The sequence below is a fragment of the Kribbella sp. NPDC059898 genome (genome assembly GCF_042730855.1).
Lineage (GTDB): Bacteria > Actinomycetota > Actinomycetes > Propionibacteriales > Kribbellaceae > Kribbella.
On record NZ_JBHWKR010000003.1, the window covers coordinates 433117 to 451860 of the forward strand.

The window sequence follows — 18744 nt, forward strand, 5'->3', positions numbered from 1 at the left end:
TGAGCGCGGGGTGGTGAGCGCGGGGTGGTGAGCGCGGGGTGGGGTGAGGTGGCTGGGGTCAGTTGTGGGGTGGTAGGGCTGCTTGGGCTGCGGCTTGGACGTGGAGGCGGGCGGCGTTTGTTGCTTCGGTGGGGTTGGCGGCTTCGATGGCGTCGACCAGGCGGGTGTGTTCGTCGAGGGAGTGGGGGGCTCGGTGGGCGGCGCCGGTGCGGAAGACTCGGTGGACGTGGTCGTACAGGGCCGCGGACATCGACTGGAGCCAACGGTTGTCGCTGACCTCCAGGACCGTTCGGTGGAAGTCGCTGTTCAGTTCGGCGACCCGGTCGAGGTCACCCGCCGCGGTCGCCGCGGCGGCCTCGTCGATCAGTGCGCGCAAACCGGCGATCCCGGACGGCGTCGCGCGTTCCGCCGCCTGCCCGGCGGCCAGCGTCTCCAACTGCTCCCGGACCGCGAACAGGTCCCGCACGGCCGTCTCGTCGAGCGTCGTGACCACCGCACCGCGCCGCGGCAGGATCTCCACGAACCCCTCGGCCTCGACCACGCGCAGCGCTTCCCGGACCGGATTGCGCGACACGCCCAAGTCGTCCGCGACCCGCGTCTCGGTCAGCCGTTCGCCCTCCCGGTACTCGCCGTCGACGATCCGCCGGCGCAGTTCGGCGAGCACCTGCTCGCGGAGCGCGACGTGATCGGCACCGATCGTACGGATCGGTCGTACTGCGTCCAGTTCCGCCACCCCAGGCTCCTCTCGCCGCTCCGGCTTCGCGTCACGGTAGCCGATCCCCCGCGCCCCGGCACGTGATCCGGCGCCGCGTTATGTTGACGGCTTGACCATCAGACTGATTCCCCTCGCCGACCCCGATGTCCGGCCGCTGAGCCGGCGGATCGCGTGGCTGGCCGCGCACGCCGACGGTACGCCGGCCGGGTCGGCGTTCCTCCGGCTCGACACCCGCGGAACGCACTCGCATCTCGCCGAGTTCGAGCTGAACGTGCATCCGGCCGAGCGGCGGCACGGCATCGGCACACAGTTGCTCCGCGCGGTGGCCGGCGGCGCCCGCGATCACGACGTACGGACGCTGATCACGGACGTCGACGCGGGGTCCGCCGGCGACCTGTTCCTGCAGTACCACGGGTTCGAGATCGGGCTGACGCTGATCTACGCGCGGCTCGACCTCACGCAACGGATCCCCGACGTACCGGCGGTGCCCGGATACCGGCTGGTGTCGTGGGAGGGGGTCGCGCCGGACGAGCTCGTGCAGACGTTCACCGACGCGCGCGTCGGGATGGCCGACGCGCCGTCCGGGTCAATCTCGACCGGGGCGGACAGCTGGGACGCCGACCGGACACGGCACGCCGCGCGGCTGATCGAGGGGCGCGGCGACCACCTGTACGTCGTCGCCGCGCTCGACGGCACCGGGCGGATGGCCGGCTTCACCGAGGTCGTCGTACCGGGTGACGGGAAGGGCGACGGTCAGCTCTACGGCACAGCTGTGCTGCCGGAGCACCGTGGGCGCGGGCTGGCGCTGTGGATGAAGGCCGCCCAGATCCACGAGACCCGCCGGCGCTTCCCCGACCTCGACGGCCTCCTCACCGACACCGTCGACACCAACACCCCGATGCGCCGCACCAACGACCGACTCGGCTACCGCCCCCAGCTCCAGGTCCACCGGCGCAAGCTCGACCTCTAGCAAAACCGGCCAACCGACGAGCGGCCGGCGTGGTGAATTTCGACAGGACGTAGTGGTCCAGGGCCTGTCCCGTGCAGGCTCAGGGACGGACTTTCGAGGGCGTCGCGGGCGTATACGTCCTGTCGGTCTTTACGTGGTTACTGGCCGAGGATCTTCTGCACGGCGGCAGTGGTGATCGGGTGGTAGCCGGGGCGCGCCTTGGCGAAGACTTCGGCGGCGAAGGCCCGGTCGGTGCCGGCCAGCGCCTGGTAGACGGGGACGATGAGCTTCATCCGGCCCACCTTGGTCAGAAACTCCGCCATCTCCGCGTACGCCGCCTCGTAGCTGCTGGCGGCGACGATCTGGTACCAGCGGCGCGCGATCTCGCCGTTCGCCGTACCGGTCAGACCGAACGCGCGGTCCAGCTGCTGCAGCAGCACCGGGCTCAGTACGTCGGGAGCCGCGTCCAGGAACCGCAGCCACTCCTGCGTCGTCCACCGCTCCGCGCCGTGCGGCAGCTCACCCGTCGCGAGCCACGTACTGCGCGCCTCGTCCACGACCTGGAACCGGGCCGACACGGCCCGCGCCGCGAACGCCGGAATGCCCGGCTCGTACAGCCACGCGGCCAGCTCCTCGGACGTCACCACATCCGGATGCGACGCGAGCAGGGTCTCCCGCAGGTGCGCGACGAAATCGTCGGTGTTGATGCTGCGGAACGCGAACCGGTCGAAGTACCCGCGCAGGAACGGGTCGAACACCTCCCGCGTGAACCGTTCCTCCAGCCAGGACAGGAACCACGACCCCTTGAGCGGCCCGGTCGACGTCGTCCCGTGGTACTCGGACCGGTGGTGCAGCCCGGGCAGCTCCACTGCGAGCTCGGCCGGCGTCAGCGGGTCCAGCTTCACCACGGTCGCGTGCTGCTTGATCGCGGTCTCCATCACCGAGAACTCGGTCCCGTACACCGCCTCGACGATCCGGTTCTCGACGTACGACGTGAAGCCCTCGTTGAGCCAGATGTCGTCCCAGCTGTCCTGGGTGACCAGGTTGCCCGACCAGCTGTGCGCGAGCTCGTGCGCGATCACGCTGACCAGCGACTTGTCGCCGATCACCACGGTCGGCGTCGCGAACGTCATCCGCGGGTTCTCCATCCCGCCGTACGGGAAGGACGGCGGGAGTACGAGCAGGTCGTAGCGGCCCCAGCGGTACGGGCCGAAGAGCTCCTCGGTGACCCGCATCATCTCCTCGGTGTCGGCGAACTCGGTCGCCGCCTTCCGCACCGTCGCCGGCTCGGCCCACACCCCGGAGCGCTCGCCGAGCGCCTCGAACACCAGGTCGCCCGCCGCGATCGCCAGCAGGTACGACGGGATCGGCTCGGGCATCACCACGTCGTACGAGCCGGTACGCCGGGACGTCGTGCCGTTGTCGGCGCTCATCAGCACCATCAGCTCCGGCGGCGCCGTGACGTGCGCGGCGTAGCTGAACCGGACGCTCGGGGTGTCCTGCAGCGGCACCCAGCTGCGGGCATGGATCGCCTGCGACTGGCTGAACATGAACGGCAGCACGCCACCGGCCGTCATCGCCGGCTCCAGCCACTGCAGCCCGCTCGCGGTCGGCGCGGTCCGGTAGCTCACCTTGACCCGGGGATGGGCCGCCGTCGCGATGGTCAGAGCGGAACCGAGCTCCGGATCGGCGTCGGCGAGGCTGTACTCCAGCGGCTCCCAGCCGTCGTCGGTCTGCCCCTCGACACCGGTCACGGTGAGGTCGCGGGTGTCCAGAACCAGCCGGTCACCGGCATCGGTCCAGGCGAGGGTGTGCGTCGCGCTGCCGGACAGCACCTGCTGACCAAAGTCGAGCGCGAGGTCGAGCTCCAGGTGGGTCGTCCGGACCCGCTCCGGCTCGGCGTAGGAGTGGCGATCGTGCGTCAAGGGAAGCTCCCCGAGTGAGGCGTCCGAGGAACAGTACCCAGGTCAGGACCTGTTCGGGCGGCCAATCTGGGCCACCCGCACCACCGTGCCAAAACCTCGCTTCACTCCTGACGGTGCCGGCCCAGGGCAGACTAGGGCCCATGACCATCCAGCGGACTGCCCAGGGCAACCCGGAACTGGTGCTCAGGCGGCGCCCGTTCGGGTCCTGGCTGCTCGGACCGGCCGACCAGAGCACCCGGCGGCTGCGGATCCGGCTGCAGATCCTGATGACCACGTTCTCGATCGGCACCAACCTGATCGGTGCGCTGGTCGTGTTCGTGCTGGCCGTCTTCGTGCTGCCCGGTCCGTCGCTGGTCGACCAGCTCCAACTGGTCGACGCGATCGTGATCCCGGCCTACTTCCTGGTCGCGATGACGATCGGCTGTGTCTGGAGCCGGCGGCTGACGCGGCGCGTGACGCGCTGGATCGAGCTCGGCCGGCCGGCCACCCGGCAGGAACAGATCGCCACGCTGCAGTTGCCGCTGCGGCTGACGTTGATCGAGGTGCTGCTCTGGCTGGTCGCCGCCGTGTTCTTCACCGTGATGACGCTGATGCTGCAGCCCGCGAACGCGCTGCGCGTCGCACTGACCGTGATCGACGGCGCGATCATCACCTGCTCGGTGTCGTACCTGCTCACCGAGTTCGCGCTCCGTCCGGTCGCGGCGCGGGCGCTGGCCGATTCGTCGCCTCCGCGGCGGCTGCTCGCGGCCGGGTTGAAGGCGCGGACGCTGTTCTTCTGGGCGGTCGGGTCCGCCGTACCGGTGGCCGGCCTGATGCTGGCCGCCGTACTCGCGCTGATCGAGCGGGACGTGACCACGACCCGGATGGCCGTCGTGATCCTTGCCCTGGGCATCGTGGCGCTCGGCAACGGCTATCTGCTGACCTGGTTGTCGGCGAAGTCGGTGGTGGCTCCGGTCCGCTCGGTGCGGGACGCGCTCAGCCTGATCGGCGAGGGCCGGCTCGACGTCACGATCCCGGTCTTCGACGGCACGGAGCTCGGGTCGCTGCAGGCCGGGTTCAACCGGATGACCGACGGGCTGCGCGAACGCGAGCGGATCCGGGACGTCTTCGGGCGGTACGTCGGTCCCGGCGTCGTCCGGGAGGCCCTGACGAGTGAGCGGCTCGGCGGCGAGGAGCGGTTCGCCGCCGTCCTGTTCGTCGACCTGGTCGGCTCCACCGAGCTGGCCACGCACCTGCCACCGACCGAGGTGGTGCAGCTGCTCAATCGGTTCTTCGCGATCGTGGTCGCGGAGGTGGACCGGCAGGGCGGGTTCGTGAACAAGTTCGCGGGCGACGCCGCGCTGGCGATCTTCGGAGCGCCGGCCGAGCTGCCGGATCCGGCGGGCAGCGCGCTCGCCGCGGGGCGGGAGCTGGCCCGGCGGCTGGCCGATGAGTTGCCCGAGGCAACCGCCGGGCTCGGGATCACCGCAGGCGTCGTGGTGGCCGGCACAGTGGGCGACGTACGACGGCACGAGTACACGGTGATCGGCGACCCGGTGAACGAGGCGGCGCGGCTGAGCGAGCTGGCGAAGACCGCGCCCGGGCGGCTGATCGCCTCGATGGCCGCGGTCGAGGAGGCGGCGACGGACGAGTCGGATCAGTGGCGGCAGAGCGAACTGGTCACGGTGCGGGGACGGTCGGTTCCGACGCGGCTCGCGGTCCCGCATTGATAAGTTCATAAAGTAGCGCGGCGCCGTACAGCATCGCCTTGGTCTGGCGGTCGTGGGCGGCGCGGCGTTCGGCGATGGCGGTCCGGAGCGCCTCGGTGCTGCCGGTACGGCGTAGTCCGTCGAGGACGGGCTTGATCTGCTCGAAGTAGTACCGGCCTTGGCGCAGCATGTGGATGATGCGCGCGTCCCGGACCTCCTCGGGGCCGTAGCGGCGGTACTTCGTCCCCGGCTCGCGGGTCGGCGCGAGCAGGCCGGCGGCCTCCCACACGCGGAGCGCCGACGTACGGATGCCGAGCCGGTGCGCCAACTCCCCCACGAGCAACGACGGACCCGTCACCGGATGCTCGTCGACGTACTCCGCCGCCAGCGCCGCGAGCGCATCACTCGCGGCATCCGTCGCCTGCCGTTGCTCGTGGAGCGCGGCATGCGCAGCGTCGACGAGCCGGTACGCGAGCGCCTCGTCGCCGTCGTGTACGGCGCGCATGATCGCGGTCGCCGTCTCCGCACCGAAGCCCGGCGCGAGCGCCCGGTACGTCAGCAGGGCCCGCACGTGCTCCGGGCCGTACTGGCGGTACCCGCTGTCCGACCGCGGCGACGGCGGCAGGATGCCGTCCGCCTCGTAGTTGCGGACGAGCTGGGTCGAGACCCCGGCGCGACGGGCCAGATCGACCGGGCGGAGCGCTTTAGCGGCCACCGGCGACGTCTACGGTCGAGCCGGTCATGTACGACGAACGGTCCGACGCCAGGAACGCGATCACCTCGGCGACCTCCTCCGCCTTCCCCGGACGGGCCAGCGGCGGCGTCGTACCGATCCGGTCCAGTCGGCCCGGCTCGTGGATGCCGGTCTCGATCAGGCCGGGGCGGACGCCGAGCACACGGACGCCTTCCTTCGCGACTTCGTTGCCCAGACCGACCGTCAGCGCGTCCACGGCGGCCTTGCTCGCGGCGTAGTCGACGTACTCCCCCGCCGATCCCAGTACCGCGGCGCGGGACGAGACGTTGACGATGACACCGCCGTTCCCGCCGTACGCCGTGGACATCCGCCGTACCGCGGCGCCGGCGACCAGGAACGCGCTGATCGAGTTGATCCGGAACACCCGCTCGAGGCGGGCGGCGTCGTACTGAGCGACCCGGCCGGACGGCGAGACCACGCCCGCGTTGTTGATCACGGCACCGATCGGGCCGAGCTCGGCCGTCACGGTGTCGAACAGCCGCTCGACCTGGTCCGGCTCGACCACGTCGGCCTGTACGGCGATCGCCCGGCGGCCGCGTTCCTCGCAGGCCTTCACCACCCGCGCGGCCTCGTCGGCCTGCGTCCGGTAGTTCACCCCGACGTCCCAACCGTCCGCGGCCAGCGCGAGCGCTGCGGCCGCCCCGATCCCGCGACTTCCTCCGGTGACCAGCACAACCCGACTCATGCGGGCCAGTCTGTCACGCGGGCGGGCGGGCGATCTGGAGCTGGGTCTCGGTGTCGGTGAAGCCCACCGACCGGTAGATCCGGATCGCCAGGTACTCCGGGTCCGCCACCATCACCAGTCGCTTCGCGTGCTCCAGCCCGTACGTCGACGCGTGGTGGACCAGCGTGCCGGCCAGGCCGCGGCCGCGGTCCTCCGGCGAGGTCTGCACGTTCTGGAAACGCGCCAGCCCCCTGCCGTCGAACATCAGCCCGAGCGAACTCTGCAGCCGGTCGCCGTCGAACGCGCCGAACCACTGGCCGTGCCCGGACTCCACCAGGCCCCGCTTCGCCACGAGCTTGCGCCGAGTGAACTCCTTGTAGTCGTCGTCGACCGTCATCGCCGCGCACGCCAGGCTCTGCTCGTACACCTGCTCCCAGTCGCGGTCGCTGCTCAGGAACCGGTACGTCGCCTGCTCGTTCGGCCGCGGCGGCGGGACGACTCGGTCCGCGGTCATCACGACGTTGCGCTCGACCTCGAACCCGGCCGCGGTCAGCTCGTCCTCGGCACCCACCTCGCCGTCGGTGCTGTCGATGCCGAACGCACCATGTTTCGCGTCCGGGAACTCGCGGTGGAAGTCGTCCAGCCGGATCTTGGTGTCGTCCGGCGCGAACGGCGTCCGGTAGAGCAGGAAGTTGCCCCACCAGAAGCCCGGGTTGAGCGGCGTCCGGACGACGACGTACTCGCCGGTGTCGCGGAACTCGCTGCCGCCGAGCTCGAGCAGCAACAGGTCGGTACGGAAGCCGAGGCTGGTGATCTCCACGCTCCTATCCAATCAGGGTTGACATGCAGCTTATTGGCTGCCTATCTTGATTAGGCAGCCGGATGGCTGCCTTTCCGGATCGGGAGTGCGATGGACGACGAGGTGTTCCGGGCGCTGGCGGACCCCAGCCGGCGACGGCTGCTCGACCTGCTGAACGTGCGGAACGGGCAGACCCTGCGGGAGCTGTGCGCCGAGCTGGACATGGCCCGGCAGTCCGTGAGCAAGCACCTCGCGGTCCTGGAAAGCGCGAATCTGATCACCACCGTGTGGCGCGGGCGGGAGAAGTTGCACCACCTGAACGCCGAGCCGATCAACGCGATCGCGGACCGGTGGATCCACCAGTACGACCGGCGGCGGGCGCAGCTGCTCGCCGACCTCAAGACCTCCTTGGAGACTCCTGTGAGCGACTTCGTCTACACGACCTACATCCGGACGACACCCGAGCGGCTCTGGCAGGCGCTCACCGATCCGGCCTTCACCGAGCAGTACTGGCAGTTGCGCCACGAGACCGACTGGAAGGTCGGCTCCGAGATGATCTGGCACGCGGGCGGCGTCACGATCGCGGGGCCGGGACAGGTCGTCGTCGAGAACACGCCGTACACGCGGCTGTCCTACACCTGGCACCACATCACCCGGGAGTGGGCGGACTCGGTCGGGTTCTCCGACGAGGTGTACGAGGCGATCAGCCGGGAGCCGTTGTCGACGGCGGTGTTCGAGCTCGAGCCGGTCGACGACCAGGTGAAACTGACCGTCGTCCACACCGGGTTCGAGGCGGGCAGCACCGCGCGGACCATGGTGCAGGACGGGTGGCCGCGGCTGATCGCGGACCTGAAATCCTTGCTGGAGATCTCAGCCGCTGCATAGGAGCCGCACATGCCCCCCTCGGCGGGTTATGGGCGTTTGTGGATGATGAGGGGGAGGACTGCGGCGGCGCCGGCTTCGCGGAGTTTGGCGGTGGCTACGGTTACTGGCCATTGGGATGAGGTTGCGTCGACCAGCAGGAGGACTGTGCGGTCCGTGACGGACTGAGCTGTGGTGGGGTCGACGGCTATGCCGTCTCGCCAGACCTTGGCTTCTTCCGCGGAGGAGAGGTCGTCGGTGTAGCCGGTGCGGTTGACGGTCAGCTCGGCGCGGTCGAGGCGGCCTACTCCGGCGACGTGGTCGGCGACGACGGACGTCAGGTCGGGGTGACCACCGGCAGCCAGTGGTACGACGAGCTCCGGGCGGGACGACCACGAGCCGCGCCAGCGGGACAACGCGGCGACGGCACCCGCCTTCAGCGCCTCGACGGCGTCGTGGGTCGGCGTACCGTTGAACGCCCCCTGCAACACCTCCCGCCACTCGGGCGCGTCGGCGTACACGATGATCCGGCCGGGCTCGGCGGACAACGCCGGCGGGATCTTCCCGCGGGCTCCGAACGCCCCGCCCGGCCACATCTTCCGCGGCTCCAGCACGTGCACCTCGCCGCGCAGCAACCGGGTCACCGCCGCGACCGTCTCCGGATCCGGCCGCGACACCAGCGGCTCCGGTAACTCCCCCAGGCACACCGAACAGCGCCCGCACGGCTCGGCCGACGGATCGTCCAGCGACTCCTGCAGCAGTTGCATCAGGCAACGGTCTCCGCGGGTGTACGCGCGCATGATGTCCGCCTCGCGCCGCCGTACCGACACGATGCCGTCGTAGCGCGCCGCGTCGAACGTCCATTCCGCCCCGGTCCGCAACCACCCGCGCTCGACCCGCTCCACGACCCCATCCACGGCCAGCTGCTTCAGCATCAGCTCGACCCGGGTCCGCCGCAGCCCGGTCTCCGCCTCCAACGCCGGCACCGACGCAGGCTGATCCGGCCCGTAGCCCTCCAACGCGCGCAACAGCCGCTGCACGTTCTCCGGCACCGGGATCGTCGCGGTCGCGAAGTAGTCCCACACACCAGAGTCCGCGTCTGACGGCAGCAGCGCCACGACCGCGTGGTCGATCCCGCGTCCGGCACGCCCGACCTGCTGGTAGTACGACACCGGCGACGGCGGCGAACCCACGTGGACGACGAACCCGAGGTCCGGTTTGTCGTACCCCATCCCCAACGCCGACGTCGCGATCAACGCCTTCAACCGGTTGTCGCGCAGCGCGTCCTCGAGACTCTCCCGCTCCCCCGCCTCCAACTGCCCCGTGTATGCCGCGACCGGTACGTCCCGCCCATGCACCTCCTGGATCACCGCGGCCAGCCGCTGCGCATCCGCGACGGTCAGCGCGTACACGATCCCCGATCCCGGCAGCTGCGGCAGCACGTCGACTACCCACGCGAAGCGATCCAGCGGTGAGAGTGCATCCACGACGGCAAGCTGCAGACTCGACCGCGCCAGCGGACCACGCAGTACGAGCGTCGAGGCGCCCAGCTGCTTCGCGACGTCGTCCGTCACCCGCGAGTTCGCCGTCGCCGTCGTCGCCAGGACGGGCGTGTCGGGGTTGAGCTTTTGCAGCACGTCGGACACCCGCCGGTAATCGGGCCGGAAGTCGTGGCCCCAGTCGGACACGGCATGCGCCTCGTCGATCACGAGGAGCCCGATGTTGCCGGCGAGCCCGTCCAGCACCCGCCGACCGAAGCCTGGGTTCGCCAGGCGTTCCGGGGACACCAGCAGTACATCGATGGCGCCCGAGCGCAGGTCGTGCTCGATCTCGGACCAGGCGTCGATGTTGTTCGAGTTCAACGTCGCGGCGCGCAGGCCGGCGCGGCTCGCGGCGCCGACCTGGTCGCGCATCAGCGAGAGCAGCGGCGAGACCACCAGCGTCGGCCCGAGCCCCTCCGCCCGACGGATCGCGGTCGCCGCCCAGTACACCGCCGACTTGCCCCAGCCGGTCGCCTGCACCACGAGCACCCGCGCCGCCGCCTCGCACAGCGCCGCGACAGCGGTCTCCTGATCCGCCCGCAACCGCGCGTCGTCGCCCGCGATCGCCCGGATCACGTCCCCGGCAACCTTCGCCCGGTCCTCGGTCAGCGTCGCCATCGCGTCGGTCTCGCTCATGCCGGAAACCCTAGACGCCCCCACCCCCAACGCGCGCACCCCAACCACCCACCTGTGGACAACTCGCCCACCCTCCACGAGGGATGGGGTGGGGTGTCAGGCGCAGTGGGCGGGGTGGCAGGGGGTGTTGTCGGGGGTCAGCAGGCGGCGAGGGCCGGCGCCGGTGGTGGCCAGGGTGTCGTGGGGGTTGGCGAGGGCGCAGCGGTCGAGGGAGAGGCAGCCGCAGCCGACGCAGTCCTTGAAGTCGTCGCGGAGTTGTTCGAGGTGCAGGATCCGGCGGTCGAGCTCGGCCTGCCAGCACTCCGAGATGCGTTCCCAGTCGGCGCGCGTCGGCGTCCGGTTCTCCGGCAGCAACTTCAGGACCGCGGCCACCTCGGCGAGCGGGATCCCGACCCGCTGGGCGATCCGGACCAGCGCCACCCGCCGCAACGTGTCGCGCTTGTAGCGGCGCTGGTTCCCGGACGTACGGCGACTGAGAATCAGCCCCTGGCGCTCGTAGAAGTGCAGCGCCGAGATCGCCACGCCGCTGCGTTGCGACAGCTGCCCGACGGTCAGCTCACCCGGCTCGATGTCCATCGCCCTACCCTCCAACCTCAACCTATATCGAGGCTAGCGGACAGGTTCAGGCTGTCACGACCCGGCGCCCGATACTCGCCGACATCAACGCCGCCCCGGCGCACAACCCACCGGCCAGGTACCACGCCAGGTTGTAGCTCCCCTGCGCGTCCCGGATCGCGCCCGCACCGGTCGCGGCCAGCGCGGCGCCCACCTGATGCGACGCGAACACCCACCCGAACACGATCGGCCCGTCCTGCCCGAACCACTCCCGGCACAACGCCACCGTCGGCGGCACCGTCGCCACCCAGTCGAGCCCGTAGAAGATGATGAACACCCACGTACTCGGCGCAGCCGTCGGACCGAGCAGCGACGGCAGCACCAGCAGCGACAGCCCGCGCAGCGTGTAGTACGCGATCAACAGGTACCGCGGATCCCAACGGTCGGTCAGGTACCCGGAGAAGATCGTCCCGCCCACGTCGAACACACCCACCAGCGCCAGCAGCGACGCAGCGGTCGTCGCAGGCATCCCATGGTCGTGCGCAGCCGTCACGAAGTGCGTGCCCACCAACCCGTTGGTCGACGCCCCACAGATCGCAAACCCACCAGCCAGCAACCAGAACGCCGGCCGCCGGACAGCCATCCGCAGCGCGTTCAACGCCCGTACGGCGCTACTCCCGGTCGCCACGACCCGCTGCCCCGCAGCACTCCCCTCCGGAGCCCCGTACGCACGCAACCCAACGTCGCTCGGGTAGTCACGCAAGAACAGCACCACCAGTGGTACGACGGCCAACGCCGCACCGGCTGCCACCAGCGCAGGCACCCGCCACCCGTACCGCGCAGCAAGAGACGCAATGAGCGGCAAGAAGATCAACTGACCCGTAGCCCCCGCCGCAGTCAGGATCCCGGTCACCAGACCGCGCCGATGCACGAACCAACGGCCGGTAATAGTCGCCACGAACGTCATAGACATCGAGCCCGTGCCCACACCGACGAGCAGACCCCAGCAGAGCAGCAGCTGCCACGACGAGGTCATGAAGACAGTCAGCCCACTGCCCAACGCGATCAGCACCAGCGCCCCGCCGACCACCTTGCGCAGCCCGAGCCGGTCCATCAGCGCAGCCGCGAACGGCGAGATCCCGCCGTACAGCAGCAGGTTGATCGACACCGCGGTCGAGATCGTCGCGTGCGACCAGCCGAACTCCTCGTGCAGCGGGTCGAGCAGCACGCTCGGCACCGACCGGAACCCGGCCGCTCCGATCAGCGTCACGAACCCGACCACCGCGACCGCCCAGGCCAGGTGCACCCGGGGAGCCTTCTTCGTCTCCAGAATCTGCGTCACCGGACCAGAGTGCCGGTTCGACGCTCATCGAACTAGTGGCCACATAGTCAACATGTGTCAAGATATGGCCATGAGCCGCCAGTCAGCCTCGACACCGCACGTGATCGCGGTCCTCGCGCTCGAACCGGTGGTCGGGTTCGACCTGACCATCCCGCCGACCGTGTTCGGTGCCGCGACCACGGCCGACGGCACCAAGTTGTACGACATCCGCATCTGCGGCCTCGGCGGACCGGTCCGCGCCGGCGCCGGGTTCAACCTGATCCCGGACCACGGCCCCGAGGCCCTCGCGGCAGCGGACACCGTGATCGTCCCGGGCACCTACATCCATCAGCCGCGGTACGACGGCACCCTGCCCGACGACCTGGCCGCCGCGCTCGCCACCATCCGGCCCGGCACCCGGATCGCCTCGATCTGCACGGGCGCGTTCGTTCTCGGCGCGGCCGGATACCTCGACGACCGGCCGGCGACCACCCACTGGGAGCGCGCCGAGCTGTTCCGGAGCGTTTATCCACAGGTGAAGCTCGACGAGGACCGGCTGTTCATCGACGACGGCGACGTACTCACCTCGGCCGGTCTCGCCGCCGGGATCGACCTCTGCCTGCACCTGATCCGCCGCGACTTCGGCAGCGAGGTCGCGAACCGGGCCGCCCGGCATTGCGTGGTCGCACCCTGGCGCGACGGCGGCCAGTCCCAGTTCATCGAGCACGCCGTCCCCGAGGAAGGCAGCGAGGGTACGTCGCCGACCCGGGCGTGGGCGTTGCGGCACCTGAACACCGAGATCAGCCTGTCCGCGATGGCGGCGTACGCGCAGATGAGCGTGCGGACCTTCAGCCGGCGCTTCAAGGCCGAGACCGGTCAGTCGCCCGGGACGTGGCTGCTGCAGCAGCGGGTGCGGCACGCGTGCCAGCTGCTCGAGACGACCGACCTGTCCGTCGACCGGATCGCGGAGGAGGCCGGCCTCGGTACGGCGGCCTCCCTGCGACATCACCTGCGGTCTGAGCTCGGGGTGTCCCCGCTCGCCTACCGCAAGGCGTTCCGGGCGGGTTAGAGCTCGACCAGGTCGTGGGGCCGCTTGTTCATCGCCTCCACGCCGTCCGCGGTGACGACGACGATGTCCTCGATGCGCGCGCCCCAGCGACCGGCCTGGTAGATGCCCGGTTCGACGCTGAACGCCATACCAGGCTCCAGCGTCAGGTCGTTGCCCGCGACGATGTACGGGTCCTCGTGCACGTCCAGCCCGATCCCGTGCCCGGTCCGATGGATGAAGTAGTCGCCGAACCCGGCCGCCGCGATCACGTCCCGCGCTGCCGCGTCGATCGACTCAGCGGTCACACCCGGCCGTACTGCGTCCACGGCCGCCTGCTGCGCCTCCTGCAGTACGGCGTAGGTCGCGGCCACGTCGGCGTCCCGCGGCGTACCGACGGCGTACGTCCGGGTGGAGTCCGAGTTGTAGCCCTCGGCAACGGGTCCACCGATGTCCACGACCACCACGTCACCCGCCTCGATCACCCGGTCCGACAGCGCGTGGTGCGGGCTGGCGCCGTTCGGGCCGCTCCCGACGATCACGAAGTCCGCCTCGGTGTGGCCTTCCTCGACGATCGCGGCGGCGATGTCGGCACCGACCTCGGCCTCGGTCCGGCCGGGGCGCAACCACTCGCCGACCCTGGCGTGCACGCGGTCGATCGCGGCGCCTGCCTTCCGGAGCGCGTCGATCTCGGCGGCGTCCTTGCGCATCCGGAGCTCGCGGACGATCGGGCCGGCCAGCACCTGCTCGGCCTTCGGCAGCGCGTCCCGGATCGCCAGCACATGCAGGGCGGGCGTGAAGTCGCTGACGGCAACCTTGGCCGCGTCACCCAGCCGCTCGGCGGCCAGCTTGTACGGGTCGACGCCGTCCACCCAGGTCACGACCTCGACGCCGAGATCCTCGAGCGGCAGGCCGTCGTACCCGGGGGCCTCGAGCTTCGGGACGATCAACGCCGGAGCGCCGTCGGCCGGGATCAGCAGCGCGGTGAGCCGCTCGAACGAACCGCCCGGCCGACCGATCAGGTAGCGCAGGTCGGAGCCCGGCGCGATCACCAGACCGGCGCCGGCCGCGGCCTCGCGGGCGCGGTCCAGGCGGGCGCGGAGGACGGCGGCATCGGGAATCGGGGGAAGTGCTGAGCGACGGGCCATGGTCAGACTCTAAAACTGTCGGAAGGGATTGCTACAACTGGGTTTCGCTTCAATCCCTGCTCGGCGAAAGGCACTTCCATGACACTGCACTTCGTGTCCCACGGCGACGGCGTACCCGTTCTCGCGCTCCACGGCTGGACGCCGGACCATCGGCTGATGACCGGCTGTCTGGAGCCGATCTTCAGCGAGCTGACCGGCTACCGGCGGCTCTATCCGGACCTGCCCGCGATGGGGCAGAGCCCGGCCGCCGACATCGACAGCTCGGACGGGATCATGGCGGCGCTGCGCGCGTTCATCGACGAGCAGATCGGCGACGAGCCGTTCCTCTTGGTCGGCGAGTCGTACGGCGGGTACCTCGCGCGCGGGCTGGTCGCGGAGAGACCGGAGCAGGTCCGCGGCCTGGCGATGATCTGCCCGGCCGGCGAGCTCTGGCACCAGGACCGGAAGCTGCCCGAGCACGTCGTCCTGCGGACCGAGCCCGGCGTGCTCGAGTCGCTCGAGGAGGGCGAGGACTTCACCGACTTGGCGGTGGCGCAGACCGCGGCGGCGCTGGCGGCGTACCGCTCGGACGTGGCGCCGGGGCTGGCGGTCGCGGACAAGGCGGCGATGGAGCGCATCCAGAAGAACTGGGCGCTGACGATCGGGCCGGAGAGCGGCCCGGCGTACGTCGGTCCGTCGCTGATCCTCTGCGGACGTCAGGATGCGGTGACCGGGTTCGAGGACCTGTTCCCGCTGCTCCCCCACTACCCGCGGGCGACGTACGCGGTCCTCGACGTGGCCGGGCACAACCTGCAGATCGAGCAGCCGGAGTTGCTGCGGGCGTTCGTGAAGGAGTGGTTGCTCAGGGTGGGTTGAGGGCTCCCGCTGATGGCTACCAGCGGGTAATGTCAGCGGCATGGTGGCTTCGAAGCATCCGATCGGGTGGCCGTTGCTCGTCGCGCTGACCAACGGGCGGGCCCGGATCTCCGACGAACGACTCGCGGCTGCTGTGCGCGGGAAGGTCGTCCTGGTGACGGGCTCGTCGTACGGGATCGGCGAGGCGACCGCCCGGCGGCTGGCCGCGGCCGGGGCGACCGTGTTGCTGGTCGCGCGGACCGAGGAACAGTTGCAGGTCGTCGCCGGCGAGATCCGGTCGGGCGGCGGGTCGGCGTACGTCTATCCGGCGAACCTGGCGGATCCGGCGGCGGTCGAGGAGCTGGTCCGGACGGTGCTGGCCGAGCACGGGCGGGTCGACGTACTCGTGAACAACGCGGGCAAGTCGATCCGGCGGTCGGTCGCGGACACGTACCAGCGGTTCCACGACATCGAGCGGACCAATGCGGTCAACTACCTCGGGCCGGCGAAGCTCGTGCTGGAGCTCCTGCCGTCGATGCGGGAACGGCGGTCCGGGCACATCGTGAACGTGTCGACGGCCGGGGTCCGGACGCCACCGATGGCGCGGTGGTCGGCGTACCTGGCGTCGAAGAGTGCGTTCGACGTGTGGCTGCGGTGCGTCGCGCAGGAGGTGCGCGGGGACGGGGTGACGACGTCGACCGTCTACATGGGGCTGGTGCATACCCGGATGAGTGAGCCGACGCCGTTGCTGAACAAGATGCCCGGGTTGTCGCCGGAGCAGGCCGCGGACCAGGTGTGTACGGCGGTGGCGGGGCGGCCGCACAACATCACGCCGCCGTTCGTCCGCCCGGCCGATGCCGTGGGCAACCTTCTGCGGGTGCCGACGGATCGATTGCTGGAGCAGTACTTCCGGCGTACCGGAGGCGGGAAGAAGCGATGATCCACCCGATCGGACCGCTCCGCCCACCTGGGTGGCTGGTGCAGGGCGCGGCCGAAGTGGGCGGGTTGTCGGTGGCGTTGATCCGGTCCGGCGTGTGGCGCTCGGCCGGGCCGGCGCAGCTGGTGCGGATCGAGCGGGCGCTGCGGACGTGGGGTCAGTCGATGGCGACCCTTGGGGCAGTCGCGGCTATCCGGTTCCCGGACCGGGCAGCGGTGATCTGCGGGGACGATCGGCTGACGTACGCCGAGCTCGACGCACGGTGCGAGCGGATCGCGGCCGGCCTGTACGCCGATCACGGAATCGCTGCCGGCAGCAAGGTCGCCGTCCTCTGCCGCAACCACGCCGGCTTCCTGGAGGCAACCCTCTCAGCATCACGCCTCGGCGCCGACGTCCTCTTCCTCAACACAGAATTCGCCCCACCCCAACTCGAGGCCGTCCTTGACCAGCACCGCCCCGACCTCCTCATCCACGACGCAGAATTCACCCCACCCTCAGGTATCCCCTCTGTTACCGGTGTGGATGAGCTGGCTCGGAGTGCTGCGCCGGAGGCGCCGGTGGCGGGGCGGGTGGGGCGGATCACCTTGTTGACGTCCGGGACTACCGGGGCGCCTAAGGGCGCACCTCGGGTTACCGGGGCCTTGGGGTTGGCGGGGTTGACGGGGAGTGCGTTGCAGCGGTTCGGGGTTCGGGCGGGCGAGCCGATGGTGATCGGGCCGCCGTTGTTCCACGGGGTCGGGTTGCTGATGTCGATGCTGGCGTTGTTCCTCGGGTCGCCGCTGGTACTGCGGCCGCGGTTCGACGCGGCGACGCTGCTCGCGGACGTCGAGGCGACGCGGGCTGGATCCGTGGTCGCGGTGCCGGTGATGTTGCGACGGTTGCTGGACCTCGGGCCGACAGCGACCGCGCAGTACGACCTGCGTTCGCTCCGGGCGGTGATCTCCGGTGCCGCACAACTCGGCGCACCGTTGGCGGCGGAGTTCATCGAGCGGTTCGGGCCGGTGTTGTGCGACGCGTACGGGTCGAGCGAGGTCGGCATCGCGACCATCGCCACCGCCGCGGACCTGGTCGAAGCGCCGGGTACCGTCGGGCGTCCATGTCTCGGTAGCTCGATCCGCATCCTCGACGACCGCGACCGGCCGGTGCCGGCCGGCACGACCGGGCGGATCTTCGCCGGCGGCGGGCTGGTGTTCGGCGGGTACTCCGACGGCTCGAACAAGACGGTCGTCGACGGCCGGATGAGCACCGGCGACCTCGGCCACCTCGACACCACTGGCCGGCTGTACGTCGACGGCCGCGAGGACGACATGATCGTGTCCGGCGGCGAGAACGTGTACCCGGTCGAGGTCGAACAGTGCCTCGCCGCACACCCCGCGGTCGCGGAGGCGGTCGTCACCGGCGTACCCGACGACGAGTTCGGCCAGCGGCTGCTCGCGTACGTCGTACTCACCGCACCGGCCACCGAGGACGAACTGCTCGCCCACGTGAAGGCCAACCTGGCCCGCTACAAGACCCCGCGCCAGGTCGTCATCCTCGACGAACTCCCCCGCAACGCCACCGGCAAGATCCTCCGCAACCGCCTCACGCCGCCGTGAACAAGGTGGGGAACCGGGTCATCCGGTCCAGCGCGTCCTTCTCGTCCCCGAACGACACCGCCAGCGTCTCCGCACCCGCGGCCACCAACTCGTGCGCCATCGCAACAACCGGGTCCGGATCACCCGCGGACCAGTCGAGCCGCGTCCCCACCCGCACCGGGCGGTCGCCGTACGATCGCAACCTCGAAACCGCCGCCGCGAACCCCGCGCCGTCCAGCCCGAGCCCCTGCCACTCGTCGCCGTAGCGCGCGGCCCGCCGCAGCGCGGGTCCCGTTGTTCCGCCGATCATCACCGGCAACGGAGCCCGCAACGCCGGCTCGAACACGCCACCCCGGTCCCGCCCCTCGAACAGGTCGCGGATGATCCCCAGCGACTCATCCGTACGCCGACCACGCTCCTCGAACACCGCGCCCACCGCCGCGAACTCGGCCTCCGCCCAGCCCGCGCCGACCCCGAGCACGAGTCGTTCCCCGGAGAGCCGGTGCAGCGTCGCGGCCTGCTTCGCGACGACGTACGGGCTGCGCAGCGGCAGGACGAGCACCGACGTACCGAACCGAATGCGGGTCGTCCGGGCCGCCAGGTAGCCGATCGTCACGAGCGGTTCGTACACCCCGCCGTACGTCGAACCGAACTCGCCCGGCGGGAGCAGGTGGTCGGGCAACCAGGCCGTGCCGTAGCCGAGCTGTTCGGCCGCGATCGCCAGCTCGACGAGTCGTTCGGGCGGCATGGCGGCGGACTCGTCCGGGAGGACCACTTGGAGTTCGGGCACGGGACGAG

At 70.6% G+C, this 18744-nt stretch carries 17 protein-coding genes; 7 read left to right on the forward strand and 10 right to left on the reverse strand.

The features are described 5' to 3' along the window. Nucleotides 1–58 precede the first annotated feature (58 nt). A complete protein-coding gene (locus ACFV9C_RS12240) occupies nt 59–733 on the reverse strand; it encodes a GntR family transcriptional regulator (RefSeq protein WP_380192991.1) in 675 nt (224 codons plus the stop codon). Between the two features lie 91 nt (nt 734–824). Between ACFV9C_RS12240 and ACFV9C_RS12245 the strand changes: the two genes are divergently transcribed. After that, a complete protein-coding gene (locus ACFV9C_RS12245) occupies nt 825–1685 on the forward strand; it encodes a GNAT family N-acetyltransferase (protein ID WP_380192993.1) in 861 nt (286 codons plus the stop codon). A gap of 137 nt (nt 1686–1822) precedes the next feature. Here ACFV9C_RS12245 and ACFV9C_RS12250 read toward each other — a convergent pair whose 3' ends face one another. Then, nucleotides 1823–3589, reverse strand: coding sequence for a M1 family metallopeptidase (locus ACFV9C_RS12250; RefSeq protein WP_380192995.1), 1767 nt, complete (start codon nt 3587–3589; stop codon nt 1823–1825). Between the two features lie 140 nt (nt 3590–3729). Between ACFV9C_RS12250 and ACFV9C_RS12255 the strand changes: the two genes are divergently transcribed. Next, the gene (locus tag ACFV9C_RS12255; RefSeq protein WP_380192996.1) at nt 3730–5298 is read left to right on the forward strand and encodes an adenylate/guanylate cyclase domain-containing protein; all 1569 of its coding nucleotides are present in this window, start codon (nt 3730–3732) and stop codon (nt 5296–5298) included. Here the strand turns inward: ACFV9C_RS12255 and ACFV9C_RS12260 are convergent. The 3 genes from ACFV9C_RS12260 to ACFV9C_RS12270 are packed head-to-tail and all read right to left on the reverse strand — an operon-like array spanning nt 5249 to nt 7515. Continuing rightward, nucleotides 5249–5992 (reverse strand): MerR family transcriptional regulator, encoded by a 744-nt coding sequence (locus tag ACFV9C_RS12260; RefSeq protein WP_380192998.1) that lies wholly within the window; start codon nt 5990–5992, stop codon nt 5249–5251. The two genes, ACFV9C_RS12255 and ACFV9C_RS12260, sit on opposite strands and share 50 nt — an antisense overlap. After that, the gene (locus tag ACFV9C_RS12265; protein WP_380193000.1) at nt 5982–6716 is read right to left on the reverse strand and encodes an SDR family oxidoreductase; all 735 of its coding nucleotides are present in this window, start codon (nt 6714–6716) and stop codon (nt 5982–5984) included. The genes ACFV9C_RS12260 and ACFV9C_RS12265 overlap by 11 nt, the downstream gene beginning before the upstream one ends. Before the next feature lie 13 nt (nt 6717–6729). Further along, nucleotides 6730–7515 carry a GNAT family N-acetyltransferase gene (locus ACFV9C_RS12270; RefSeq protein WP_380193001.1) on the reverse strand — a complete coding sequence of 262 codons (786 nt, stop codon included), beginning with the start codon at nt 7513–7515 and terminating at the stop codon, nt 6730–6732. A 90-nt stretch (nt 7516–7605) separates the two neighbouring features. On the opposite strand from ACFV9C_RS12270, the gene ACFV9C_RS12275 reads away from it, so the two are divergent. Next, the gene (locus tag ACFV9C_RS12275) at nt 7606–8379 is read left to right on the forward strand and encodes an ArsR/SmtB family transcription factor (RefSeq protein WP_380193003.1); all 774 of its coding nucleotides are present in this window, start codon (nt 7606–7608) and stop codon (nt 8377–8379) included. A 26-nt stretch (nt 8380–8405) separates the two neighbouring features. Here ACFV9C_RS12275 and ACFV9C_RS12280 read toward each other — a convergent pair whose 3' ends face one another. The 3 genes from ACFV9C_RS12280 to ACFV9C_RS12290 form a co-directional block, all read right to left on the reverse strand. Then, nucleotides 8406–10532 carry a RecQ family ATP-dependent DNA helicase gene (locus tag ACFV9C_RS12280; RefSeq protein WP_380193005.1) on the reverse strand — a complete coding sequence of 709 codons (2127 nt, stop codon included), beginning with the start codon at nt 10530–10532 and terminating at the stop codon, nt 8406–8408. A gap of 96 nt (nt 10533–10628) precedes the next feature. Then, nucleotides 10629–11108 (reverse strand): redox-sensitive transcriptional activator SoxR, encoded by a 480-nt coding sequence (gene soxR, locus ACFV9C_RS12285; RefSeq protein WP_380193006.1) that lies wholly within the window; start codon nt 11106–11108, stop codon nt 10629–10631. A 46-nt stretch (nt 11109–11154) separates the two neighbouring features. Further along, nucleotides 11155–12429, reverse strand: coding sequence for an MFS transporter (locus tag ACFV9C_RS12290; protein WP_380193008.1), 1275 nt, complete (start codon nt 12427–12429; stop codon nt 11155–11157). A gap of 70 nt (nt 12430–12499) precedes the next feature. On the opposite strand from ACFV9C_RS12290, the gene ACFV9C_RS12295 reads away from it, so the two are divergent. Next, nucleotides 12500–13477, forward strand: a complete 978-nt coding sequence (locus ACFV9C_RS12295) for a GlxA family transcriptional regulator (RefSeq protein WP_380193010.1) — start codon at nt 12500–12502, stop codon at nt 13475–13477. Here the strand turns inward: ACFV9C_RS12295 and ACFV9C_RS12300 are convergent. Next, nucleotides 13474–14601 (reverse strand): M24 family metallopeptidase, encoded by a 1128-nt coding sequence (locus ACFV9C_RS12300; RefSeq protein WP_380193011.1) that lies wholly within the window; start codon nt 14599–14601, stop codon nt 13474–13476. The two genes, ACFV9C_RS12295 and ACFV9C_RS12300, sit on opposite strands and share 4 nt — an antisense overlap. Before the next feature lie 78 nt (nt 14602–14679). Between ACFV9C_RS12300 and ACFV9C_RS12305 the strand changes: the two genes are divergently transcribed. The 3 genes from ACFV9C_RS12305 to ACFV9C_RS12315 are packed head-to-tail and all read left to right on the forward strand — an operon-like array spanning nt 14680 to nt 17967. Next, nucleotides 14680–15456: an alpha/beta fold hydrolase gene (locus ACFV9C_RS12305; RefSeq protein WP_380193013.1), complete on the forward strand. Its 777-nt coding sequence runs from the start codon at nt 14680–14682 to the stop codon at nt 15454–15456. A gap of 40 nt (nt 15457–15496) precedes the next feature. Next, complete coding sequence (locus ACFV9C_RS12310) at nt 15497–16375, forward strand: SDR family NAD(P)-dependent oxidoreductase (protein WP_380193015.1); 879 nt, start codon at nt 15497–15499, stop codon at nt 16373–16375. Further along, entirely contained in the window at nt 16372–17967 is a 1596-nt protein-coding gene (locus ACFV9C_RS12315; protein ID WP_380193017.1) for an AMP-binding protein, read from the forward strand. Before ACFV9C_RS12310 ends, ACFV9C_RS12315 begins: the two co-directional genes overlap by 4 nt. Here ACFV9C_RS12315 and ACFV9C_RS12320 read toward each other — a convergent pair. Next, a complete protein-coding gene (locus ACFV9C_RS12320) occupies nt 17954–18736 on the reverse strand; it encodes an LLM class flavin-dependent oxidoreductase (RefSeq protein ID WP_380193019.1) in 783 nt (260 codons plus the stop codon). The genes ACFV9C_RS12315 and ACFV9C_RS12320 overlap by 14 nt on opposite strands. Between the last annotated feature and the right edge of the window lie 8 nt (nt 18737–18744).